This is a genomic window from Arthrobacter sp. AZCC_0090 (genome assembly GCF_014207375.1).
In the GTDB taxonomy this organism is placed as follows: domain Bacteria; phylum Actinomycetota; class Actinomycetes; order Actinomycetales; family Micrococcaceae; genus Arthrobacter.
Genome location: NZ_JACHEE010000012.1, coordinates 119,346 through 139,457, shown reverse-complemented (window position 1 = coordinate 139,457; position 20,112 = coordinate 119,346). Strand labels below are relative to the sequence as shown.

The 20,112-nt window shown below is 63.2% G+C and carries 20 protein-coding genes; 7 read left to right on the top strand and 13 right to left on the bottom strand.

Annotation, left to right across the window (positions count from 1 at the left end; all coding sequences use genetic code 11):
* Window positions 1-69: 69 nt before the first annotated feature.
* The 5 genes from HNP00_RS18175 to HNP00_RS18155 are packed head-to-tail and all read right to left on the bottom strand — an operon-like array spanning window position 70 to window position 5,107.
* The gene (locus tag HNP00_RS18175; protein WP_184741126.1) at window positions 70-1,167 is read right to left on the bottom strand and encodes a Gfo/Idh/MocA family protein; all 1,098 of its coding nucleotides are present in this window, start codon (window positions 1,165-1,167) and stop codon (window positions 70-72) included.
* Window positions 1,152-1,868 carry a ThuA domain-containing protein gene (locus HNP00_RS18170; protein ID WP_184741125.1) on the bottom strand — a complete coding sequence of 239 codons (717 nt, stop codon included), beginning with the start codon at window positions 1,866-1,868 and terminating at the stop codon, window positions 1,152-1,154. Before HNP00_RS18170 ends, HNP00_RS18175 begins: the two co-directional genes overlap by 16 nt.
* A gap of 57 nt (window positions 1,869-1,925) precedes the next feature.
* A complete protein-coding gene (locus HNP00_RS18165; protein WP_184741124.1) occupies window positions 1,926-2,822 on the bottom strand; it encodes a carbohydrate ABC transporter permease in 897 nt (298 codons plus the stop codon).
* The gene (locus tag HNP00_RS18160) at window positions 2,819-3,793 is read right to left on the bottom strand and encodes a carbohydrate ABC transporter permease (RefSeq protein WP_184741123.1); all 975 of its coding nucleotides are present in this window, start codon (window positions 3,791-3,793) and stop codon (window positions 2,819-2,821) included. Before HNP00_RS18160 ends, HNP00_RS18165 begins: the two co-directional genes overlap by 4 nt.
* 3 nt (window positions 3,794-3,796) lie before the next feature.
* Complete coding sequence (locus HNP00_RS18155; RefSeq protein ID WP_184741122.1) at window positions 3,797-5,107, bottom strand: ABC transporter substrate-binding protein; 1,311 nt, start codon at window positions 5,105-5,107, stop codon at window positions 3,797-3,799.
* Between the two features lie 166 nt (window positions 5,108-5,273).
* Between HNP00_RS18155 and HNP00_RS18150 the strand changes: the two genes are divergently transcribed.
* Window positions 5,274-6,296, top strand: coding sequence for a LacI family DNA-binding transcriptional regulator (locus HNP00_RS18150; protein ID WP_221451622.1), 1,023 nt, complete (start codon window positions 5,274-5,276; stop codon window positions 6,294-6,296).
* A 28-nt stretch (window positions 6,297-6,324) separates the two neighbouring features.
* Here HNP00_RS18150 and HNP00_RS18145 read toward each other — a convergent pair whose 3' ends face one another.
* The 8 genes from HNP00_RS18145 to HNP00_RS18110 form a co-directional block, all read right to left on the bottom strand.
* Window positions 6,325-7,035, bottom strand: a complete 711-nt coding sequence (locus tag HNP00_RS18145; RefSeq protein WP_184741120.1) for a CopD family protein — start codon at window positions 7,033-7,035, stop codon at window positions 6,325-6,327.
* Window positions 7,036-7,749: 714 nt separating this feature from the next.
* A complete protein-coding gene (locus HNP00_RS18140; RefSeq protein WP_184741119.1) occupies window positions 7,750-8,118 on the bottom strand; it encodes a Fic family protein in 369 nt (122 codons plus the stop codon).
* Complete coding sequence (locus HNP00_RS18135; RefSeq protein ID WP_260405046.1) at window positions 8,115-8,321, bottom strand: ribbon-helix-helix protein, CopG family; 207 nt, start codon at window positions 8,319-8,321, stop codon at window positions 8,115-8,117. Before HNP00_RS18135 ends, HNP00_RS18140 begins: the two co-directional genes overlap by 4 nt.
* Window positions 8,322-8,873: 552 nt before the next feature.
* A complete protein-coding gene (locus tag HNP00_RS18130) occupies window positions 8,874-9,197 on the bottom strand; it encodes a 2Fe-2S iron-sulfur cluster-binding protein (protein ID WP_184741118.1) in 324 nt (107 codons plus the stop codon).
* 10 nt (window positions 9,198-9,207) lie between these two features.
* The gene (locus HNP00_RS18125) at window positions 9,208-10,464 is read right to left on the bottom strand and encodes an NAD(P)/FAD-dependent oxidoreductase (RefSeq protein WP_184741117.1); all 1,257 of its coding nucleotides are present in this window, start codon (window positions 10,462-10,464) and stop codon (window positions 9,208-9,210) included.
* Window positions 10,457-11,716 carry a cytochrome P450 gene (locus HNP00_RS18120; RefSeq protein WP_184741116.1) on the bottom strand — a complete coding sequence of 420 codons (1,260 nt, stop codon included), beginning with the start codon at window positions 11,714-11,716 and terminating at the stop codon, window positions 10,457-10,459. The genes HNP00_RS18125 and HNP00_RS18120 overlap by 8 nt, the downstream gene beginning before the upstream one ends.
* 107 nt (window positions 11,717-11,823) lie before the next feature.
* Complete coding sequence (locus tag HNP00_RS18115) at window positions 11,824-12,594, bottom strand: IclR family transcriptional regulator (RefSeq protein WP_184741115.1); 771 nt, start codon at window positions 12,592-12,594, stop codon at window positions 11,824-11,826.
* Between the two features lie 57 nt (window positions 12,595-12,651).
* Complete coding sequence (locus tag HNP00_RS18110; protein ID WP_184741114.1) at window positions 12,652-14,370, bottom strand: FAD-dependent oxidoreductase; 1,719 nt, start codon at window positions 14,368-14,370, stop codon at window positions 12,652-12,654.
* Window positions 14,371-14,536: 166 nt separating this feature from the next.
* Between HNP00_RS18110 and HNP00_RS18105 the strand changes: the two genes are divergently transcribed.
* The 6 genes from HNP00_RS18105 (at window position 14,537) to HNP00_RS18080 (ending at window position 20,008) form a co-directional block, all read left to right on the top strand.
* A complete protein-coding gene (locus HNP00_RS18105) occupies window positions 14,537-15,322 on the top strand; it encodes an IclR family transcriptional regulator (RefSeq protein ID WP_184741113.1) in 786 nt (261 codons plus the stop codon).
* Between the two features lie 105 nt (window positions 15,323-15,427).
* Window positions 15,428-16,189 (top strand): SDR family NAD(P)-dependent oxidoreductase, encoded by a 762-nt coding sequence (locus HNP00_RS18100; RefSeq protein ID WP_184741112.1) that lies wholly within the window; start codon window positions 15,428-15,430, stop codon window positions 16,187-16,189.
* A gap of 73 nt (window positions 16,190-16,262) precedes the next feature.
* Entirely contained in the window at window positions 16,263-17,948 is a 1,686-nt protein-coding gene (locus HNP00_RS18095; RefSeq protein ID WP_184741111.1) for an FAD-dependent oxidoreductase, read from the top strand.
* A complete protein-coding gene (locus HNP00_RS18090) occupies window positions 17,945-18,235 on the top strand; it encodes a Dabb family protein (protein ID WP_184741110.1) in 291 nt (96 codons plus the stop codon). Before HNP00_RS18095 ends, HNP00_RS18090 begins: the two co-directional genes overlap by 4 nt.
* 47 nt (window positions 18,236-18,282) lie before the next feature.
* Entirely contained in the window at window positions 18,283-19,662 is a 1,380-nt protein-coding gene (locus HNP00_RS18085) for an MFS transporter (RefSeq protein ID WP_184741109.1), read from the top strand.
* Window positions 19,663-19,846: 184 nt separating this feature from the next.
* Window positions 19,847-20,008 (top strand): hypothetical protein, encoded by a 162-nt coding sequence (locus HNP00_RS18080; RefSeq protein ID WP_184741108.1) that lies wholly within the window; start codon window positions 19,847-19,849, stop codon window positions 20,006-20,008.
* Window positions 20,009-20,112: the final 104 nt, after the last annotated feature.

The following is a 20,112-nucleotide window of genomic DNA, read 5'->3' as shown; positions in this document are numbered from 1 at the left end:
GTAGATTCAGCTAGGTTTCCGGACGATGAGCCGGAAGAGGGCGCGGTGCGCCATACGCGATTCGCGCAGCTACCAAGTGTCGGGTGCCGCGCCAAAGGGCACGACGGCCGGTCTGTCGACCGTGCTGTCCACTTCAATGACCCGACGCTCTTGACTCGCGCGCGTGATGGCATCCATGACCTCGAGGACGTGGAACGCTACCCGTCCGGAGGCTCGATGTGGGCGGTCTGTCTTGATGGCTCTGGCCATGTCTGCGAGGCCGTAACCTCGCCCGGCGTCCTCGTAACCAGCAGAGGTTGGCACCTCACGCCGTTCCGGTTCTTCACTGGTCACGAGTTCGACGGGGTCGGAGAATCGGTTCGGGTCTGGGACAGCGATGGTACCATCGGTGCCGTAGATCTCGAAGAGCGGTGTCCGGGTCGCCCAGACTTCGAAGCTGACCGTGATCGTGGTGGTCACCCCGTTCGCGTGCTCGAGGATCGCGCTGACATGGGTGTCGATCTCCACGGGAATCGGAGTGCCGGCCAGGGGGCCGGTCTCGACGGTTCGCGCACGGTCGGACCTAGTGGCCACTCCCGATACGCGGACGACCGGTCCGAAGAACATGACGAGGCTGGTCAGGTAGTAGGGACCCATATCGAATAGTGGGCCGCCGCCGGGTTGGTAGTAGAAGAGTGGTGACGGGTGCCAGCGTTCGTGTCCCGGTGCGGACCAGTGAACTTGCGCCGCTACCGGCGCGCCGATGGCACCTGAGTTGAGCAGCTGCAGGGCAGTTTGGACGCCCGTACCGAGGACCGTATCGGGGGCACTACCGACTCGAAGTCCCAAAGAGTCGGCAAGCTCCAGCATGGGGAGGGCTTCTTCCGGGGACAGCGCAAGGGGCTTCTCGGCAAAGACGTGCTTGCCGGCGTGGAGCGCCCGCGTCCCGACTTCGATGTGCGCTGCGGGGATGGTCAGGTTGATGATCGAGTCGATTCGGTCGTCGGCGAGGAGCTCATCGACTGTCAGGGCTTCAACACCCTGCTCGGCCGCGACCTCGTGCGCACGTTCTTCGTTGATGTCTGCGACAGCGACGAGCTTGAGACCGGGCAGCTTCGGGAGGCTCTCGAAGTACTGTTCGCTGATCTTTCCGACGCCGATCACTCCGACGGTTAGCGGGACGCCCACAGCAATCCCCTTTCGATGATGGTTTTGACGTTCGGGTTCTCGAGGATGTCGACACGGTGACCGGGCGTAGAGACGAAGATGCGGCCCTCGCCCCACTGCCTGGTCCAGATGGCGGGTGAGGTGATTTCGCGTTTCCACGGATCCCAGGGCCGGACGGCTTGGGTGGTGGTCGCTAGCACGTCGTTGTAGTCGTCGTGGAGTACCCAGTACTGCTCAGTGGTCAGCTCGAAGTTGGTGATGCCTTCGGTGATGGGGTGCGAGGCTGCCGCTTCGGTCATGTTGATGGTGTGAGGACGATAGTTGTCGGACTGATCGCCGGTGAGCTCTCCGGGAGCTTTGCCGGGGTGCGCAGCGAACTGACCTCCGATCAACTGCAGATAGTCGGAGTTGTTGCGATAGGAGTCGGCGATGCCGCCATGCCAGCCTGCGAGTCCCGTTCCCGCTTCGACGGCGGACTGAAGACCTTCGAACTCTTCCTTCTCGATCGAGGTCATCGTGTTCGACTGGACGATGAGGTCGACCGAGGGCATGTAGTAGCTGTCAGCATAGACCGCGGGTGATTCCTCCACACGCACCGTGTAGCCGCGCGCCTCGAGGAACGGGATGAAGAAGTTTGTGGCCTCGACGGGCTGGTGCCCGTCCCAACCGCCGCGCACGACAAGTGCGGTTTTGGTCGTGAATCGTGGATCAGGGGTACTCATGTTTTCCTTGCTGCCGCCATGCGACATGGTTCGTTGATGCGTTCTTGCAGGCGTCGCTCAGCGGCTGGAAAGCGACCCGCCGATTCCGCCGATCGAGAAGTGCTTGTTGAGGAACGCGAACAGGATGATCGGCGGGAGCATCATCACGACGGCGACCGCCATGACGAGTCCCCAGTTGGTGGCATTCTGCTGGAAGAAGGATTCCAAGCCGACCGGAAGGGTGTAATTCGGGTCGGACCGGAGGAACACGACGGCGATGAGGTAATCGTTCCAGGCCAGGAGAAACGAGAAGATCGCGGTTGAGAGGATGCCCGGCAGGGAGTTCCGGAGGACGATGCGGGTGAACGAACCGAAGATCGAGGCACCGTCTATCCAGGCGGCTTCTTCGAGAGCGATGGGGATGGAGTCGTAGTAGGCGGCCATCATCCAGATGGCGACCGACATCGTGGCACCGACGTAGATGATCACGACGCCAAAGAGGCTGTCGACCAACCCGAGGTTCGCGAACAAGATGAAGAGCGGTATCGCCGAGGTGACGACAGGCAAGGACTGCACGACGAACAGGATGAGCGAATATCCCGACACGAGCCGGTTGCGGGACCTGGACAGAACGTAACCGGCGGGAGCCGCGACCGCGACGGCGACAACGACGGTGAAGGCGGTGATGACAAGGCTGTTGCCGAGCCAGGTCAGGACCGCCGTCTGCGTGAAGATGTTCCCGAAGTTCTCGAAGGTGAGACCTTCTGCATTCGAGCCGAGTGACGGTGTCAGCGACAGTCCGAAGACGGCGACGATCGGGACCAGGACGACGGCGGTCATGAGCAGGATCAAGACGAAGCGGGGCCACTTGCCTCTCTGACGGATGTCCTGAGAGGTCTGGCGGTCGGCCGGAGGCCCGCTCCTGTCCCTGTGTCCAGTTCGGACTTCTTCTTGGGGAGCACTGGTCGTTATCATTCGACGTTGACCTTTCGGATCTGGCGGTAAAGAACGACCGAGATCACCACGAGGACGAACGTCATCAAGAACGCGATGGCGACGCCGGGCCCGGTCTGGAAGTTCTGGAACACAGTGAGATAGGCGAGGAGGACCAGCGACGTCGTCGCATGTGCCGGACCCCCGCCGGTGAGCAGGAAGATCGTCGGGAAGTCGTTCACGCAGAAGATCGTCATCAGAATCCACGACACAAACGTCGTGCGCGCAATCAGCGGGAGTGTTATGAGCCGGAACGACTGCCACCCTGTCGCCCCGTCGACCTTCGCCGCCTCGTAGACGTTCGTGTCGACTGAGGCGAGAGCCGACGACATCATCATCATCATGAACGGGAACGAAATCCACACTTTGAAGAGGCAGACGACGACCTGCGCAAGCATCGGGTCTGCCAGGAAGAGCACGTTTCCGAAGCCTAGATGCTCCGCGATCACGGGAAGCGGGCTCTGGGGTGTTGCAACCAGCCAGTTCCACGACGTCGCGGAGACCACCGTGGGAACGATCCACGGCAGGAGAAGCAGTACCTTGAACAGTCCGCCTGCCGGGATGTGGGTGCGAAGCAGCAGGCTCAGTGCGAGTCCGACGAGCCAGGAGCCGAACACGCCAACGACCGTGAAGACGACGGTGAAGGACGTCTCCGACCAGAACGAGGGCTGGGCGAGTACGTCGCCGAAATTCTTCAATCCGACGAAGGGCCCGGTTTCGAGAAGGGTTCCGTCATGGAGTGCTTGAATCAAGGCATAGACGAGCGGGTAGACGTTCAGGAGCAGGAGGAGGATGAGCGATGGTGCTGCGAATGCTATGAGTGTCCAGGTGCGCGGTGTAAACCGTTTCCTAGCCCGAGCGGCGGGCGCCGGACCGGGCTTGCGTCCCGCCCCGGCCGGTCCGACCCCACGGCGTGCGCGTTTGACGCTCTCGGCGATGCTCGTGGATGTCATGGTTCAGTCCTTGATGAGCGACGTCAACGTCGACTGGAATGTCGTCAGGGCGTCCTTCGCAGACTTACCCGAGAGAACGTTCTGGCCGAAGTCGGAGATGGCAGGCGTGCTGTCGACGTAAGAGATGTTCGAGAAAAGGGCGGTTCCACCGGGCGCCGCCCAGGTCTTGGCGATGGGCTGCCACATCTTGACGATCTTGACTGCGTTTGGGTCCGACTGGAATTCCGGGGTCGCCGCGATTGATTTCAGAACCGGGAGGCCGATGCCGGTGTTCTGGGTCCATAGGGCCTTCATGTTCTGGTAGTAATAGGTCATGAACGCCTCCGAGCCCTTCTGGCTAGGCGTGTTCTTGTACATCATGATGTTGTTCGGGAAATACAGGGCGCCCTTTTTGCCGCTGGCGCTAGTGAGCGGATCGCCGACCACCAACTGCGATGAGGACGCTCCACCGACGTTGGCCGCGAGGTTGGGGACGTCGAAGCCCATGCCGAACTTCTCGGCCTTCCACTGCGAGTTCGCGTTCGTCGCCGTGTAGCTGATGGCGGCAGGGTCCATGTAGCCCTTGCTGATGTTCTCGCGCACGAACTCGAGCGCTTCGATGTTCGCGGCGGTCACCAGATTCGGCTTGTGCTCCTCGTCGAAGATGCCGCCGCCGTTGTTGATCATCAGGCCCACGATCATCTGGAAGGCGTTACCGCCACTGGCGTTGCCGTTAGCCGCGAACCCGTACACGTCGATCTTCTTCAGAGCGGCCGCTGCGTCGAGGTAGGACTGCCAGTCGGTGGGAGGAGTCGCGCCCGCCTTTTCGAGGAGCTCCTTGTTGTACCAGTTCACCCGCATGTCAAGGTTGTACGGAACGGCGACGTATCCGGCGTCGGTCTTCATCGCGTCGAGGACTCCAGGGAGGAAGTCATCGTAGATGCCATTGGATTTCCAGCTCTCGATGAGGCCGTCCGCGGGAGCGATAAAGCCTTGCTTGGCGAATTGGAACGCCTGGGTTCCGCCGCCCGAGGAGATGGCGGGCCCGGTCTTCGACGCGAGGGCAGACGAGAACGTCTGGTTGAAGTTTGCCCACTGGATTGCCTGATACGTCGCCGCAGGAAGCCCCGACTCCGGCTTGTAGCCAAGGGTGATCTTGCTGTCGAGCGTGTTGAACGCGGGAGTACCCCAGGGCATGTTCCAGAACTTCAAACTGGCACTCGCCCCACCGCCACCGCCCCCAGTCGAGCAGGCCGCAAGAGCAGCGACGGCCGCGCCGGTTCCGACAAGGCCCAAGAAGCCCCGCCTCGATGTAGTAAAACGTGAAGTCTCCATCGACTTTCCTCCTCGACCCGCCACCGGGCCATCGACTATTGAAAAGTTGCGCAATTTTCAAATATCCTTTTGCGCAGAGAGAGTATACATATCGCAATTTGGAGATCAAAGGAAAACTTTTTTGCGCAAAAACATGAGTCCCGCAGCGGATGGCAAGAATCCGACCTTGGCCGATGTAGCAGCCGCGGCCGGCCTCAGCACACCGACGGTGTCAAAGGTGCTCCGCGGAGCGACAGACGTGTCCTTCGCAACGCGTGAACGCGTGGTCCGGATCGCACAGGAGATGGGCTACGCGAAGGCTAAGGGACCCCGCCCGGTGGGTCGCTCGCTCGCGGCCACGCCTCGCCTCGTCGACCTTGTGGTGAGCAACATCGAAGGCTCATGGGCCAACAGCATCCTCGCTGGCGTCGAAGAAGCCGCGGCGGTCGCGGACTGCGACGTGGTCCTCACGATCGCCCGCGCGGGCCGCGACTGGGTGAGCCGGCTCCTGCGCCGCCCGTCAACCGGAGCCATCGTCGTCCTGGTCGATCCCACGTCGACACAGCTGAGTGCACTCGATACGGCTGGCATACCCGTGGTCCTCGTCGATCCGATGAGCCCGGCTCCGCGTAGTGCCGCGAGCGTGGGCGTGGCGAACTGGGAAGGCGGACGGATTGCGGCGGAGCACCTACTGAGCCTCGGGCACAAGCATTTCGCCCTCATCGGAGGAGTGAAGAACCACCTCTATAGTCGAGCGCGCCTCGACGGTTTTCGCTCTGCCCTGTCGGCCACGGACCTGCACGTCGAGCCTCGGTTGGTGGGTGCCGGCGATTGGAACCGCGACGAGGCACGCGACTTCGCCGTAGACGTCCTGAGCCGCGAGGACAGGCCTACGGCCATCTTCGCAGCGTCGGACCTGATGGCTCTCGGCGTCTACGACGCCGTGCGCTACCTCGGGCTAAACATCCCCGGGGACGTCAGCGTCGTCGGATTCGACGACATTCCCGAAGCAACTTGGGCTACACCACAACTGACCACTGTGAGGCAGCCTATTCAGGAAATGGGAGCGACCGCCTTTCGCATGCTCCTGCGCCTAACGAATCAGAGAGAAGGCATCGACGCAACCACGGAGGGGCCCAGGGTTGAGCTCGCAACGAGGCTCGTCACACGGGGTTCGACCAGCTTACCCCGGGCTCAAGCGGACACGTAACTGACGGGTCTTACCCGCCGCGGCACCGCTAGGCATGGGCGGCGATCTGGTGTCGGGCCAGGGCATCCGAGGCCTTCGCAGAGGCGTAGAGGGAAGCCGCCAGCGTGAGGGAGAGGACAACACCGGCGGTGCTGAGGCCTGGGTCAACGGGCGGGGCGCCTTGGCCCGTCGCCTCGACGCGGGCCGACCCGTTGAAGACGGTAAGGGCTGTCAGTACGCCTACACCGAGGGCGACCTCGGTCCAGACGACCTTCGGGAAGTGACCAAGGGTCAGGTGCACGAGGGAGGCGGCCGGGTCGGCGTGACGGGCCAGGGCGATGCGTGGCATCAGCCAGAACGAGTTCACGGCGCCGGCAGTGATCATGCCCAGTACCAGAATGATCTTGACCAGCAGGATCAGTCCATTGGTCGTGGTCCACAGCTGCGGGATGCTGCCGATGTGCTGCCAGGTCAGCCACAGGCCAGAGATCAGTACCGCTCCGACGCTTATCAGTGCGACAAAGCCGAAACGCTGCCACATGTCCGCCCACAGCAGGCCGGCGCGATCGCTCAGACTGCGACGGGTGCCAGCAAGGACGACGAGCGGGGCCAGACCGCCGAGCCAAATGCCGCCACGGACAATGTGGGTTTGCAGGAAGACCTTGGTTACCAGAGCCTCTGTGGTCGCGAAGGGGGCCGGCGGTACGAGCCTGATCAGCGTCCCAGCCCGGACCGGAAGAAGAGTCCGGATCCCACACACCTGGACTCTGCCGACGGATCGGACCCAAGCGCCCAAAGACGTTTCCGCTGACAGGAACGTCCAATGACACCGAGGATCCAGGCCGCGATGTCATGTCGCGTGCAACAGAGATTTGCATGAACCGGTGTCGGAGACACCTGTAGGAAGGGGATCAAAATGCAGGTCCAAAAGCCGCCCGTGCACAAAGGTGTGCACAATGTGAACGCCCTCTTTGGCCGGACAAACACGCGATCAGCGGACTCTACCTGGTACGCAGAAAGCAGCTCTACGATGAAGATCCTCGAGAGAATTCGGCTTCGTCATGTCGTCCCCATAACTTCTGGCCATGAATGAGTGACGGCCAACAACTGGCCCACCGGAACAGCAAGAAAGGACGGCACTTACCCTAGATTCCACCAGGCGCACGGGCCACCAGCAAGCACCCTGACCTCGCCACCCAAACAACCGAACAGGCCGCCGCGGGGCCAGGCATAAACCGCGGCCAACGTCAGAGGGACCCGCAGAGGATCAATGTCCACACATTAAAGCAAAAACCCCTCTGACGAGAGGTCATGCTGTGCCCGAGGTGGGACTCGAACCGGGTTCCGGGCCTTGAAAATACTGGGAAGTCGCAGAAACATACGCAGTACGGGCCAGTTCGGCCCCGGTACGGGCCAGTCCGACGGCAAGAGTGTGCACATTGTGCACACCCTCTTTTGCGCGATTCAGGCGCGTCTAGCGTCGGACCAGATGCCGTGAAATCACCGCAGCGGAGTCCTGCAGTTCAAGGTTGCCGGCGGCGACGCCGACAACGACGTCGAAGCCTTCGTCGGTCGTGAAGTCGTGGCGGTAGCCATTGATCCACAAGAGCAATACCGTCAACGTCCAGGCCGTGCGTTTGCTGCCGTCGATGACCGGATGGAATCTGGCAACGGACTCAAGGAGTGCCGCCGCTTTCATGGCCAGGTCCGGATAGGCTTCGGCGCCCATGACGGTTGTTGCCGGCCGGGCCAAGGCCGAGGCGAGCAGTCCGACGTCGCGGATGCGGAAGCCGTAGCGGTCAACCACCTGGAGGGCATCCTCGATATCCAGGTACGCGGTCACGCGTCCTCAAGGCGGGTGAGCAGCCCGGCGTCATGACTCATCACAAAGTCCAGGCCCTCACTAATTTCGCGGCGGCGGGCATGGCGCTGCAGGACCAGCTCTGCCCCCTGGAGCAGAAGCGCGGACTTGGACGTATGCTCCTCGGCGGCAAGCTGCTCGAGCCGGCGATCGAGGTCTTCGGGAACGCGGAGATTCATTGCCATACCGACCATCGTACCAATGTGGTACATCGGTTCGACCCGCGCCGACTCACGTCGACGCTCGCAAGGCGGAACCCGGACAGGCGATCCACGATTCCACTCAGCCGCGCCATGGCATGGATCAGGCACCTCCCAAATCCTCACGCGTCTGCCCGCGGACCAAGACCCAGAAGACACCTACAGAACGGCCGGACGGGCAGGCACTATCGGAGGAGTTGGCCAATCCGACCATCTTCATGCTCTCGGATGCTTGTGGCTACATCACCCGCCAGACCATCACGATGGACAGGGTCAGATGCTGGCTGGCCCGGAACATTTGCCGCGCTCAACGCCATGAGTGATAACGACCGGGCCAGGCACGGGACAAGAGCAAAGCTGCCACGGCAACCACCAAGGCCCAGCGTTCCGTCTGAGACGGACCCCGCATGCCTCAGGCCCTTCGCACCTGCGCAGGGCCTGAGTCAGGCTGGTCATGGGGTCGCAGAAGATTTGCGTGTCTGGGTGGTGGCTCGGTCCACATCGCGGCGTTCGAGAAATTCCGTAGCCTTCATATTTCTAACCCTCAGGCGCCAGCGTGACCGTGACGCCGTCGAGGTTCTGGCTGAAGTCGACCTGGCAGGAGAGTCTGGAGCCGCATTCCTGGTAGCCCTCGGCTTCCACAAGCAGTTCGAGTTCGTCCTCGCTGCGTTCGCCCAGGGTTTCGAAGACCTCTTTTTCGAGGAACACGTGGCAGGTTGCGCAGGATGCGGTGCCGCCGCAGGAGGCCAGGACCGGGAGGTCGTTATCCCGGAGCGCCTCCATCAGACTCTGGTCTGGCTCCCATTCAAGGTCATGGGTGGCGCCTTCACGGTCGACGACGGTTACTTTGTTGTTGCTCATGGTGGTTCCTTTAAAGTGAGGGCTGCAGCGCAGCGTCAGTCAATGAAATGCTGGGTTCTGCGGCAAGCGAGGGATCGATTTCCGCCGCCCGGGCGATGAGTTTCTTGGCCGGGCGGAAGTCGCTGAGGCCTCCGACGGTGTCGACGGCGGAGAGCCGTCCGTTCCGGAGATAGACCACCGAGAACTTTCCTTCCGAGGGCGTTCCGCGGACAATGACGTCGTCGTCGGGGTGGCGCACTCCTGCGGTCTGCAGACGGACGCCGTGCTGAACGGTCCAGAACCAGGGGATCTCGGGATCCGACGTCGGCTGGCCGGTGATGTGCGCGGCGACGCTGTCCGCTTGGGACATGGCGTTCTGGATGCACTCGAGCCGCTGGCTCTGGCCATCGATCCTGCTGGTAAAGTGGGTGACGTCGCCGGTGGCGTAGATTTCCGGGTCCGAGGTGCGTCCGTCGTCGTCCACAAAGATGCCGTCCTTGCAGTGCAGTCCGGCCGCTTCAGCGATTTCCTGGTTGGGGATCACGCCTATTCCGGCGAGGACGACGTCGGCGGGGAACCGCGCGCCGTCGGCCGTCACCACGTGCTCGGCCCGGTCCGTTCCCTCGATGGCTGTAACCGCGGCGCCGAAGACGAAGCGGACGCCCTTTTGCCCGTGGACATTCTCGAAGAAGCGGGAAACGGGAGCCGAGGTAACCCTGCTCATGACCCGGTCCTGGAATTCGAGGACAGTGACTTTGCAGCCTCGCGCAGCCGCCGCGGCGGCGACTTCCAAGCCGATGTAGCCGGCCCCGATGATGGCAACCTGCGCGCCTGGGACCAGGACGCGCTTGAGTTCGAGCGCGTCGTCCCTGGTCCTCAAGGCCAAGACGCCCGGGAGATTGGCGCCGGGAACCGACAGTGCCCGGGCCCGTGAACCAGTGGCGATGACGAGGCGGTGGTACCCGTGACGGCCGCCGTCGGAGAGGAGGACGGCCTTGCCTGGACGGTCTATGGACTCGACGGTGAGTCCCGCCAAGCGCTCGATGCCCTTGTCTTGGAAGAACTTTTCCTTGCGCAGTGGCGTCGACTCGTCCGGGGCACCGGCCTTCAGGAGTTCCTTCGACAGTGGCGGGCGTTCGTATGGGGTTTCCTTTTCGGCGTCGAGCAGCAGGATGCGGCCTTGCCACCCCCGGGTGCGCAGTCCTGCAGCGACAGCGACGCCGGAGTGGCCGGCACCGATGATGACAACGGGCTTTTGGTTCTCCTGTGGGATCTGCTGCTCACGCATCGAACTTCTCCAGCTTCACGTGGAGGTGCTCCGGGCCCGAGTTCGTGAGGTTGTTTCCGCGGACGTAGTCAATCGGTTTGTCCTGATCCAGAATCAGGGAACCCAGTTTCTGGGCCAGGATTTCGATCGTCACCTGGGTTTCCAGCCGCGCCAAGGGGGCACCGAGGCAGCTGTGCACGCCGTGGCCGAAGCCCAGGTGGCCGTCGTTGTTGCGGTCGATGTCGAACTTCTCGCCATCGGGGTATTTGGCACTGTCCCGGTTGGCGGCGGCGGGCAGGAGCCGGACAATGGCTCCGGCAGGCAGGGTTACCCCGGCAACTTCGACTTCTTCGGTGGTGATGCGGCTGACGCGCTGCACTGTTCCTCGGTAGCGGGCAAGTTCCTCGAGGAAGAGGTTCGCGTCCTCGGGACGCTCGCGGATCCGGTCCAGCAGTTCGGGGTGTTCGCTGAAGAGCCTGAAGGCGTTGGCGAGCAGGATCGTCGTCGTGTCATGTCCGGCGACGAAGACGAACGCGCACAGTTCCTTGGCCTCTTTCTCGCTGAGCAGGCCTTCCTTCCACATCCTCGCGATGTGGCCGCCCACTGACTCGCTCTCATCTCGATAGAGGCGCTCCATGGTGTCCTTCAGGTAGGCGAAGAACGCGAAGGTGCTTTGTTCATCCGTGCCGGTCCCCTCAGCTTTGCGAGCGAGCCTGCCAAAGTAGCTGAACGTCTCGTCAGACCAGAACTTCATCTTGTCGAAGTCAGCGGCAGGCACATCAAGCAGGGCGCTGATCGTGGACATGCTCAGTGGAATCGCGTAGTCGTCCACGGCGTCCCCGCCTCTGGCGGCGATCATCGGGTCCAGGTATTTGTGCGCGTTTTCCCGGACCCGCTCCTCGAATCGGCCGATGGCTTTCGGGGTGAAGGCCTGCGCGACCACTTGGCGCAGGCGCGTGTGGTTCGGTGCGTCGAACAGAGTCAGGAAGGTCAGCGGCACCGGCTCTACGACCTGGGAGGAGAAGACCTTGGGTGCCCGCATGGCCTTGCGGACGTCGTCGTACCGGGAGATGAACCAGACATCGGAGACCGGCGAGTAAGCCCGGAGCACGGGAGCATGCTCCCTCATCCATTCATAGTGCGCGTAGGGATCGCCTTGCGATCCGTCGTCGACCACTTTGAAAGGTGCCATTCCTTCCGGCCAGTCCAGTTCATGGGAATACGGGGGCAGCGCCGCTGGGCTGCTGGTTTTTTCTGTGGTGGGGGCAGACATCGTTGTCCTTCCTTCCGGGATAGTGATCCGTGTCTCACCAAGAATGCCGACGGCGGCACGCCACCGGCCACAGGACTTCCGTTCATCGGCTCAAGTTGCCGAAACGCCTAGCGGCGCGGGGAAGTGCCGGCCGATTTCAGGGCTCGGGAAATGCCGTGGGCAGCCGTCAGCAGTGCAGGGACTGTAAAAGGAATGTCGGCTTCGTTCCTCGGAACAATCGCATTCAATGCCGCGGCAATCTCGTTGTTTGCCCCGAAGACCGGAACCGCGATGCCGGTCCATTCAGTGACGCCGATCCCAGGCAACGCCACGTAGCCCCGCTGGCGGATCTCTGCCAGATGCTTCCGAATCAGCAACGGATCGGTGATCGTCTCAGGGGTTACCTTCGCCAGAGGGGCAGAGAGCACCTCGTCCTGGAAGGCAGACGGAGAGTACGCGAGCAGCACCAGCCCAGAGGATGCCGCGTGGATGGGCATTCTTTGTGCGATGTGCGCCGCATTGAGTTTGGAATCCGGCGATGACAGACGCTCCACGTACAGCACCGTCCTCTGGTTCAACACCGCCAGGGTGGTGTGCTGGTGGACGGTGGCCTGGACATCTTCCATGAACGGAAGCGCCACCTCCTGGAGGTTCAGGGCCCGTGAAGCCCGCGCAGCGAGCTCCCACATCCGCATCCCGGGCCGCAGATCGCCGTCGGGAAGCCGCTCAATCAGGCCATGCAGGACGAGATCCTCCAGCAGCCGCCGGGTAGTGGTCAGCGGCAGGTCGGCGCGGCGCGAAAGGCCGGACAGTGTCATGCTCGGCACATCCCGGTCGAACGCACTCAAAAGACGCACGACGCGGCTGATCACGGATTCACCGGTTGGGGAATTCGCCATGATGAAATTCTCCTACGCAGCGCCCGCGGACGGCAGGACCCACGGACGCCCCACTCCTCAGTTTGCCGCCACCCGGGAGACCCCACGCTCGGCGGCGAGCCGTTCGATGTCACGGCCTGCCCGGTAGCCGAACACAAGGGCCGGGCCGATATGCGAGCCGTAGCCCGGGTAGCCGCCGCCGAAGACGCTGACCGCTGCCGCGCCGACGGCGATCAGGCCAGGAACGGGGGTTCCTTCTGCCGTCACCACCTCGGAGCGTTCATTGACACCGATTCCGGCAAAAGTGCCCAGGTCACCCATCTGGATCTTCGCCGCGTAGTACGGCCCCTTGCCGACGGGAGCAAGGTTGGGGTTCGGCTTGTGTTCCATGTCACCCCGGAAGTGGTTGTACAGAGTGGAGCCCCGGCCAAAGGCCGGATCCTCGCCACGTTCTGCCGCGGGATTGAATTCGGACACGGTAGCCTTCAGGCCTTCGGCGTCGATGCCGAGCTTGCCCGCGAGTTCCTCCAGTGTGTTCCCCTTGACCAAATAACCGGTCCGGTAGAAATAGCCACGCGGCATGGGCCAGGGCTTGGCGTAGCCGATGCCGTACTTGTGCATTGTCTTGGCATCGCCGATCACGTAGCCGAAGGTCTTCTCCTCGCCTTTGTTATGCGCGATCATCGCCCCGCCGAAGTCGTGGTAGCTGAGGGCCTCGTTCCCGAAGCGCTTACCATGGCGGTCGACGGCGATCAGGCCCGGGAGCCCGATGGCGCGAAGGTGCGGGAAGAGGCGCTGGGCACCATTGAGGTACTTGAAGACGGTCACCGGAGCCCAGGATCCCACGCTGAACACGGAGTCGTCGATGTGGCCACCGGCGCTGATCGCCAGGTTAGCCGCGTCTCCTCCGTGACCCACGGTCGGCGTGAAGTGGTCGTCTCCGTCGGCGTCGTGCGGGAAGTACTCCTGCCGCAACTTCTTGTTGCCGGAGAATCCGCCCGCCGCGAGGACGACCCCCATCCGGGCCGTCACCGTGGCGGCATGTTCTCCCCCGATGACCGCTCCGCTGATGGCTCCGTCGTCGCCACGGGTCAGGGAAAGCACTGGTGTGGCGTTCCACAACCGCACTCCCAAATCATCGGCGCTCTTCACCATGCGGGTCATCAGCGCGTTGCCGTTGGAGCGCAGGACGGCGCGCTTGTAGCGGGCCGCGTCGGACCACGTGCGGAGCAGCTTTTTCGCCACATAGACGAAGGACTTGATCGATTGGTTGACGTGGAAGAACTCGTTGATATCCGGCCCGACCTGCGGCATGTAACCGAACACGGTGTAGGAACTCATGTACGGCTGCATCAGGAGGCGCTTGTCCCCGAGAACCCTTGCGTCGACGTCACGTGGCAGGATGGCACGGCCGGAAAGTCTCGCCCCGGGCAGGTCCATCTGGTAGTCCGGGGCCTTCTCCGGGTACGTGAATTTCACCTCGGTCTCGTTCTCGAAAAAGGAGATTGCTTCGGGCACGGTATCCAGGAAGTCCCGGACTCCTGCTTCGTTGAAGGTGTCCGGGGCGAGGTTCTTCAGGTAGGTTTCCGCATCCTCGCGGGTGTCCCCTTCCTCCACGCCCTGTTTGTTTCCGGGGACCCAGGCCCAACCGGCGGAAATGGCAGTGGTGCCGCCGAAGTATCGGTCCTTCTCGGCAACGATCACGTTCAGTCCTTGGGAAGCGGCCTTCAGCGCCGCGGCCATTCCGGCGACGCCGGAGCCGACCACCAAGACATCACACACAACGGTCTTACTCATGGTTCTTGCTCCGCTCAATCGGCTGCCCGCTTTGATGGGCTGCCGCCTCAATCAACTGCCCGCCTCGGTGCGGCCAGTCGGGCAGATTGCCAAGCTTCAGGACATACCTTAGAAAGGCAGACGGGGAGCAGGATTACCATTGAGTGGGAATCCGGGAGGAGGAAGAATGGCCAACTCGGCATCGGGCGAGTCGATCATTAGGCGGTTCATCAGGATCATCAGCGCCTTCGACGACAAGCACACGTCCATGAGCGTCGCCGAACTCAGCCGCCGTACCGGGCTTCCCGTCACCACCACCTACCGGCTGGTCGACGAACTCCTGCTTGAGCGGCTCCTTGAGCGCGACTCCAACGGGAACATCGAGCTTGGAACCCGGATGTGGGAGCTCGCGTCTCGGGGATCCAAAACGCAGGGCCTACGGGAAGCTGCGTTGCCTTTCATGGAGGACGTCCAATCGGTGGTCCAGCACAGCACCACCCTGGGCGTGCTGGATTCGGACGAAGTCCTGTATATCGAACGGCTCGGCAGCACCTCGACCATCATGGACATCACCAAGGTCGCTGGCCGCCTTCCGGTGCACGCGACGTCGTCCGGGATGGTGCTGCTGGCCAATTCCCCCTCTGCCTATCAGGATATGATCCTGTCCCGTCCGCTCACCAAATACACCGAAACAACCCTGACCGACCCTGCCGCGCTGCGCCGCCATTTGGCCGAGGTCAGGCAACGCGGTTTCGCGGCCATGCCCGGGGTGATCGTCCCCGAATCCAGCGGCATCGCAGTCCCTGTCTACGGTCCGGACAACACGGTAGTCGCCGCGCTCAGCGTGGTGGTGCCACGGGACGAGGAAAACGCCGCCGCGCGCGTGCCCCTCTTGATGGCCGCCGCCCGCGGTATTTCCAGGGCCCTGGGCTGGCGCGCCAAACTCAAGGGCACTCTCCGCCAAAGCCACTGAGGATTTTTTCCGTTCATCGGCAATCCCGTGGTTCCCGTCACAACTCCCCTGCCACTCTGCTTAGACGCAGCGAGGCCGCAACGTCGCGGCAGGAGGAGCACCACAATGAATCAAACACCACACCGCGTGGCCGGGAAGACCGCCGTCGTGACCGGCGGACGCGGGGACCTGGGAAGCGCCACCGCGGCGCTGCTCGCCCACCACGGCGCAAAGGTCGCAAGCCTTGACGTGGCCGGGATTCCTGCCGCGGTCAGCCATGAAAACATCAGCGAGTACGACGTCGATGTCACCAGCGAGGACAGCGTCGCCGAGGCCATCCGTCGCGTCCGCGACGAGCTTGGGGCCCCGGACATCCTTGTCAACGCGGCCGGAATCATCGGAGCGGCTGGGGCCTCCCACACCGCGTCGCTCGCCGACTTTGACACGATCTTCAACGTGAACGTCAAGGGCGTGTGGCTGATGACCAAGTATGTGGTCCCGGGAATGATCGAGAACGGCGCCGGCAGCATCATCAACTTCTCGTCCATCCACGGCATCACCGGCGGCAGAAACGTTCCGCTGTACCACGCCACCAAGGGCGCCGTCCGGCTGTTGAGCAAATCGGACGCCGCGGCCTACGGCGCCTACGGAATCCGGGTGAATTCCATCCATCCCGGTTCGATGAACACCCGCATGAGCCGCCGCTCCGCCGAGCAATCCGACATCGGCCCCGAGGCTTACTACAAGCAGCTCGTGGGCTCCAACCCACTGCCCCGGCAAGGCGAGCCGAACGAGATTGCCTACGGTGTGCTGTACCTGGCCTCGGACGAGTCCCGTTTCACTACGGGCTCGGAGCTCGTGATCGACGGCGGCTACACCGCCGTCTGATCCGGACCGAGCACCCTGCATCTGCAGCCGTGCTGCGGAAAGTTCGAACGCAAACTTCGTGAAAGGCAACACCATGAAATTCGTCAATGGAACCGAGTCGGACAGCTACGACGTCGTCGTTGTCGGCTCCGGCGCCGGCGCCCTCACCGCGGCCGCCACCGCAGCGCGGGCGGGCAAGTCCGTCGTCGTCCTTGAAAAAAGCGCCCTGCTGGGCGGAACGTCAGCTGTCTCCGGCGGCATGCTGTGGGTGGCGGACAACCACCATGCACGCGAAGCGGGCATCACTGATTCGAAGGAAGCCGCCGCTCAGTACGTGCGCGCCGTGGCCCGGGGGCGTGGTCGGGAGGAACTCCTGGAAGCTGCCCTGAACTACGGAGACCAGATGCTCCGTTTCGTTGAACTGGAATGCGGGGTCCGTTTCATCTTCCTCAACAACTTCCCGGACTACCGCCAGGATCTTCCCGGCGCCGTGGCAGGAGGCCGCACGGTTGAGCCCGAACTGTTCAACAGCAAGGAAGCCCTCGGCCAACTCATGGCTCACGTCCGCACCGACGGCCGGGCACCGTTCACAATGCAGGAATACGAAAACTGGGGCGCCTTCACCAAGTTCCCTTGGGAGGAACTGAACCGCCGCCAGGCCGACGGACTGGTGGCTAAGGGCCAGGCGCTTGTGTCTATGCTGCTCGCCAGCCTAGTTCGCGACGGCGCCGCACTCGTCACCGGGGCGCGAGGACACCGGCTCCTCACCGGCGGCGGCCGGGTGACCGGCGTCGAACTGGAAACCGGCGAGGTGATCCGGGCCAACGACGGCGTGGTACTGGCCACCGGAGGTTTCGAATGGGACAAGGCGCTGGCGGACTCGATGCTGGCTTCGCGGCTGTATACGATGTGCTCGCCGCCCTCGAACACCGGGGACGGCCTGCGGATGTCGCAGCGCATCGGCGGCCAGACACGCGGCATGCGTGAAGCGTGGTGGGCACCGATGGCGATCACCGGCGACGTGCGTGACGGGCAGCCCGTGGGCACCCTGCTTCGTTTCGAGCGCCAGGGCCCGGGATCGCTCATGGTAAACCGGCACGGCCGGCGCTTCGCCAATGAATCCCAGAATTACAACGACCTGGCCCGTTGTCTTCAGTCCTGGGACTCCCCGAACAACCAGACCCTGAACACTCCCGCACACGTCATCGTCGATCACTCCTACATGGAGCGCTACGGCATCCTGGCTCATCGTGTCGGCCAGCCCACACCCGGCTACCTCACCGAGGCAGCGACGTTGGAGGAACTGGCCGCGAAGATCAACGTCCCCGCGGCGAACTTGACCGAGACGGTGGCGCGGTTCAACGAGTTCGCGGTCAGGGGCGAAGATCCGGACTTCGGACGCGGCGAAAGCGCGTACGACAAGTACTGGGGCGACGACGACAGCCTCTGGCCGAACCCGTCGCTGGGCCCGCTGCAATCTGGCCCGTTCTACGCGATGGAGGTGGTCAACGGGGCGTTCGGAACCAACGGCGGCGTGGCCACAGACGGGCGCGCCCGCGTCCTGGACGTGGACAACCGGCCCATCGAGGGCCTCTACGCAGCCGGCAACACAAGCGAAAACGCCTACGCGGCCGGGTACCCCGGCGCCGGCGCCACCCTCGGCCCGATCATGACCATGGGCTACCTCGCCGGACGCACCATCGCCGGCATGAACCCCGAATACGTCTCAGTAGCGGCCCCTGCCGAACCGGCCGCTGAGATGGTAGGAAGCCTGACATGATCCGCCACGCCGTGCTTTTCAAGTTCAAACCGGACTTCCCGACCGCCGAGAAGCAGGCCTGGATCGCCGGACTCAACAGGATGGCCGGCAACATCCCCGGCATGGTCAGCCTGACCCACGGCCCGGATTTGCTCAACCAAGATCGTTCCTTTGACTACGCCATTGTGGCGGACTTCGAAAACGTCGAGGACATCGCGGCGTACAACACGCATCCGCTGCACGAGCCACTGAAGGCTTACTCATTCCCCAACAGCCAGCAAATCCTGTCGGTGGACTTCCACCTTTAGGACCCCAGCCGGCTTCTAGCAAGACAACGTTGTCTTAGGAGATTCCCATGCAGAGCCCATCCGCCGCCCCCGCGGCACCGCGCAAGACCCCGGGGAAGGCCGCCTTGGCTTCCTTCCTGGGCAGTACCCTGGAGTACTACGACTTCTTCATCTACGGGACTGCCGCCGCCTTGGTCTTCCCGCACCTGTTCTTTCCGTCGGCAGACCCGGCCATCGGCCTGATCGGCGCCTTTGCCACCTTCGGTGTCGCCTACGTGGCGCGTCCGGTCGGCGGGCTGGTCATGGGCCACTTCGGCGACAAGCTGGGACGGAAGAAAATCCTCCTGCTCACGTTGGGCATCATGGGACTTGCCTCGCTGGGGATCGGATTCCTGCCGAGCTACGGGCAGGTCGGCGTCTGGGCCCCCATCCTGCTGGTGGCCGCACGCCTGGCCCAGGGCTTTTCCGCGGGGGCCGAGTCCGCGGGAGCCTCCACCCTCACCCTGGAGCACTCCCCCGAAGGCAAACGCGGCTTCTTCACCAGCTTTGTGATGACCGGCTACGCCTCAGGCATGGTGCTCGCCACGCTGGTCTTTGTCCCGGTCACGGCGCTGCCGCAGGAGACGATGATGAGCTGGGGGTGGCGCATCCCGTTCTGGCTCTCGATCGTGGTCCTGGCCATCGCCTATTGGGTGCGGACACACCTAGATGAAACTCCGGTCTTCGAGGAAGCCCAGGAACACCAGGAAGTCACCCCGATGCCCATCAAGGAAGTCCTCAGGTTCCAGGCTCCGGATGTGCTGCGCGTCGTCGGAATGTCCATCATGTCGGTCATGCAGACCATCTTCACCGTCTTCGGTCTGGCGTATGCCACCTCCGCTGTGGGCTTCGACCGGGCATCCATCCTGACCGTCAACGCCGTCGCCATCGGGCTGTCCATGTTCGCCATGCCGCTGGCCGCGAAACTTTCTGACCGGATCGGCCGGCGCCCCCTGCTGCTCACCGCCGCCATCGGTTGCTCCGTCACGATCTTCCTCTACTTCCTGGCGCTGTCCTCGGGCAACATCGTGCTCGTCTTCCTGGCAGCATTCCTGAACATGACAGTCCTGTACTCGGGTTTCAACGGCATCTGGCCGTCGTTCTTCGCCGAGCAGTTTGCAGCACCGGTGCGCTACACGGGGATGGCGCTGGGCAACCAGCTAGGCCTGGTCCTCGCCGGCTTCGCCCCCATGATCGCGGGCATGCTGATGACCCCCGGGGTCAACGGCTGGGTTCCCGTGGCCGTTTTCGGAACGGTCTGCATGATGATCGCCGGTACCTCCGCCTTCCTGTCCAGGGAGACGGCCAAGACGCCGATTCATGAACTGGGCGCACCTTACCTGGAAGGAACAGCCCGGCGGCTTCGCGACCGGCGCGCCGAGCATCAGGCAGCCGTCCTACTCCCCTAAGCCAGGCCGTGGGCAGCCCGGGCGCCGTTTCGGGGCGAAGTCCGGGCTGTCCGCGCCTGTAAACCATCAGTCGCGGCAGCTGCCCACGACAAACGAGGAAGTCGATGAAAGCACGACAGATCATCACAACCGTGCCGCTACATAGAACGCCAGCGTTGCGGCGCATGATCAGAAAGAAGCGCCCATGTTCACGGATACCGATTATCAAGCGACACCCCTGCTCCGAAGACCTGAGCACGACGCTGAAGCAAAAGACACAGAGCCGGCCACCGGGCGGTACCCGTACAATGAGGAACTCACGGCTTCACCGTGGATCGGACTCCACTACCGCAACGAACACGGCTAGCACGGTGAATCTGCGCTACACTGCTTGCTCCGGAGCGGATGGCCGGGCTCATGCTGATCGACACCACCCCCACGGCCAGGAGGGCGCCACCCTGGGCCGGCTGC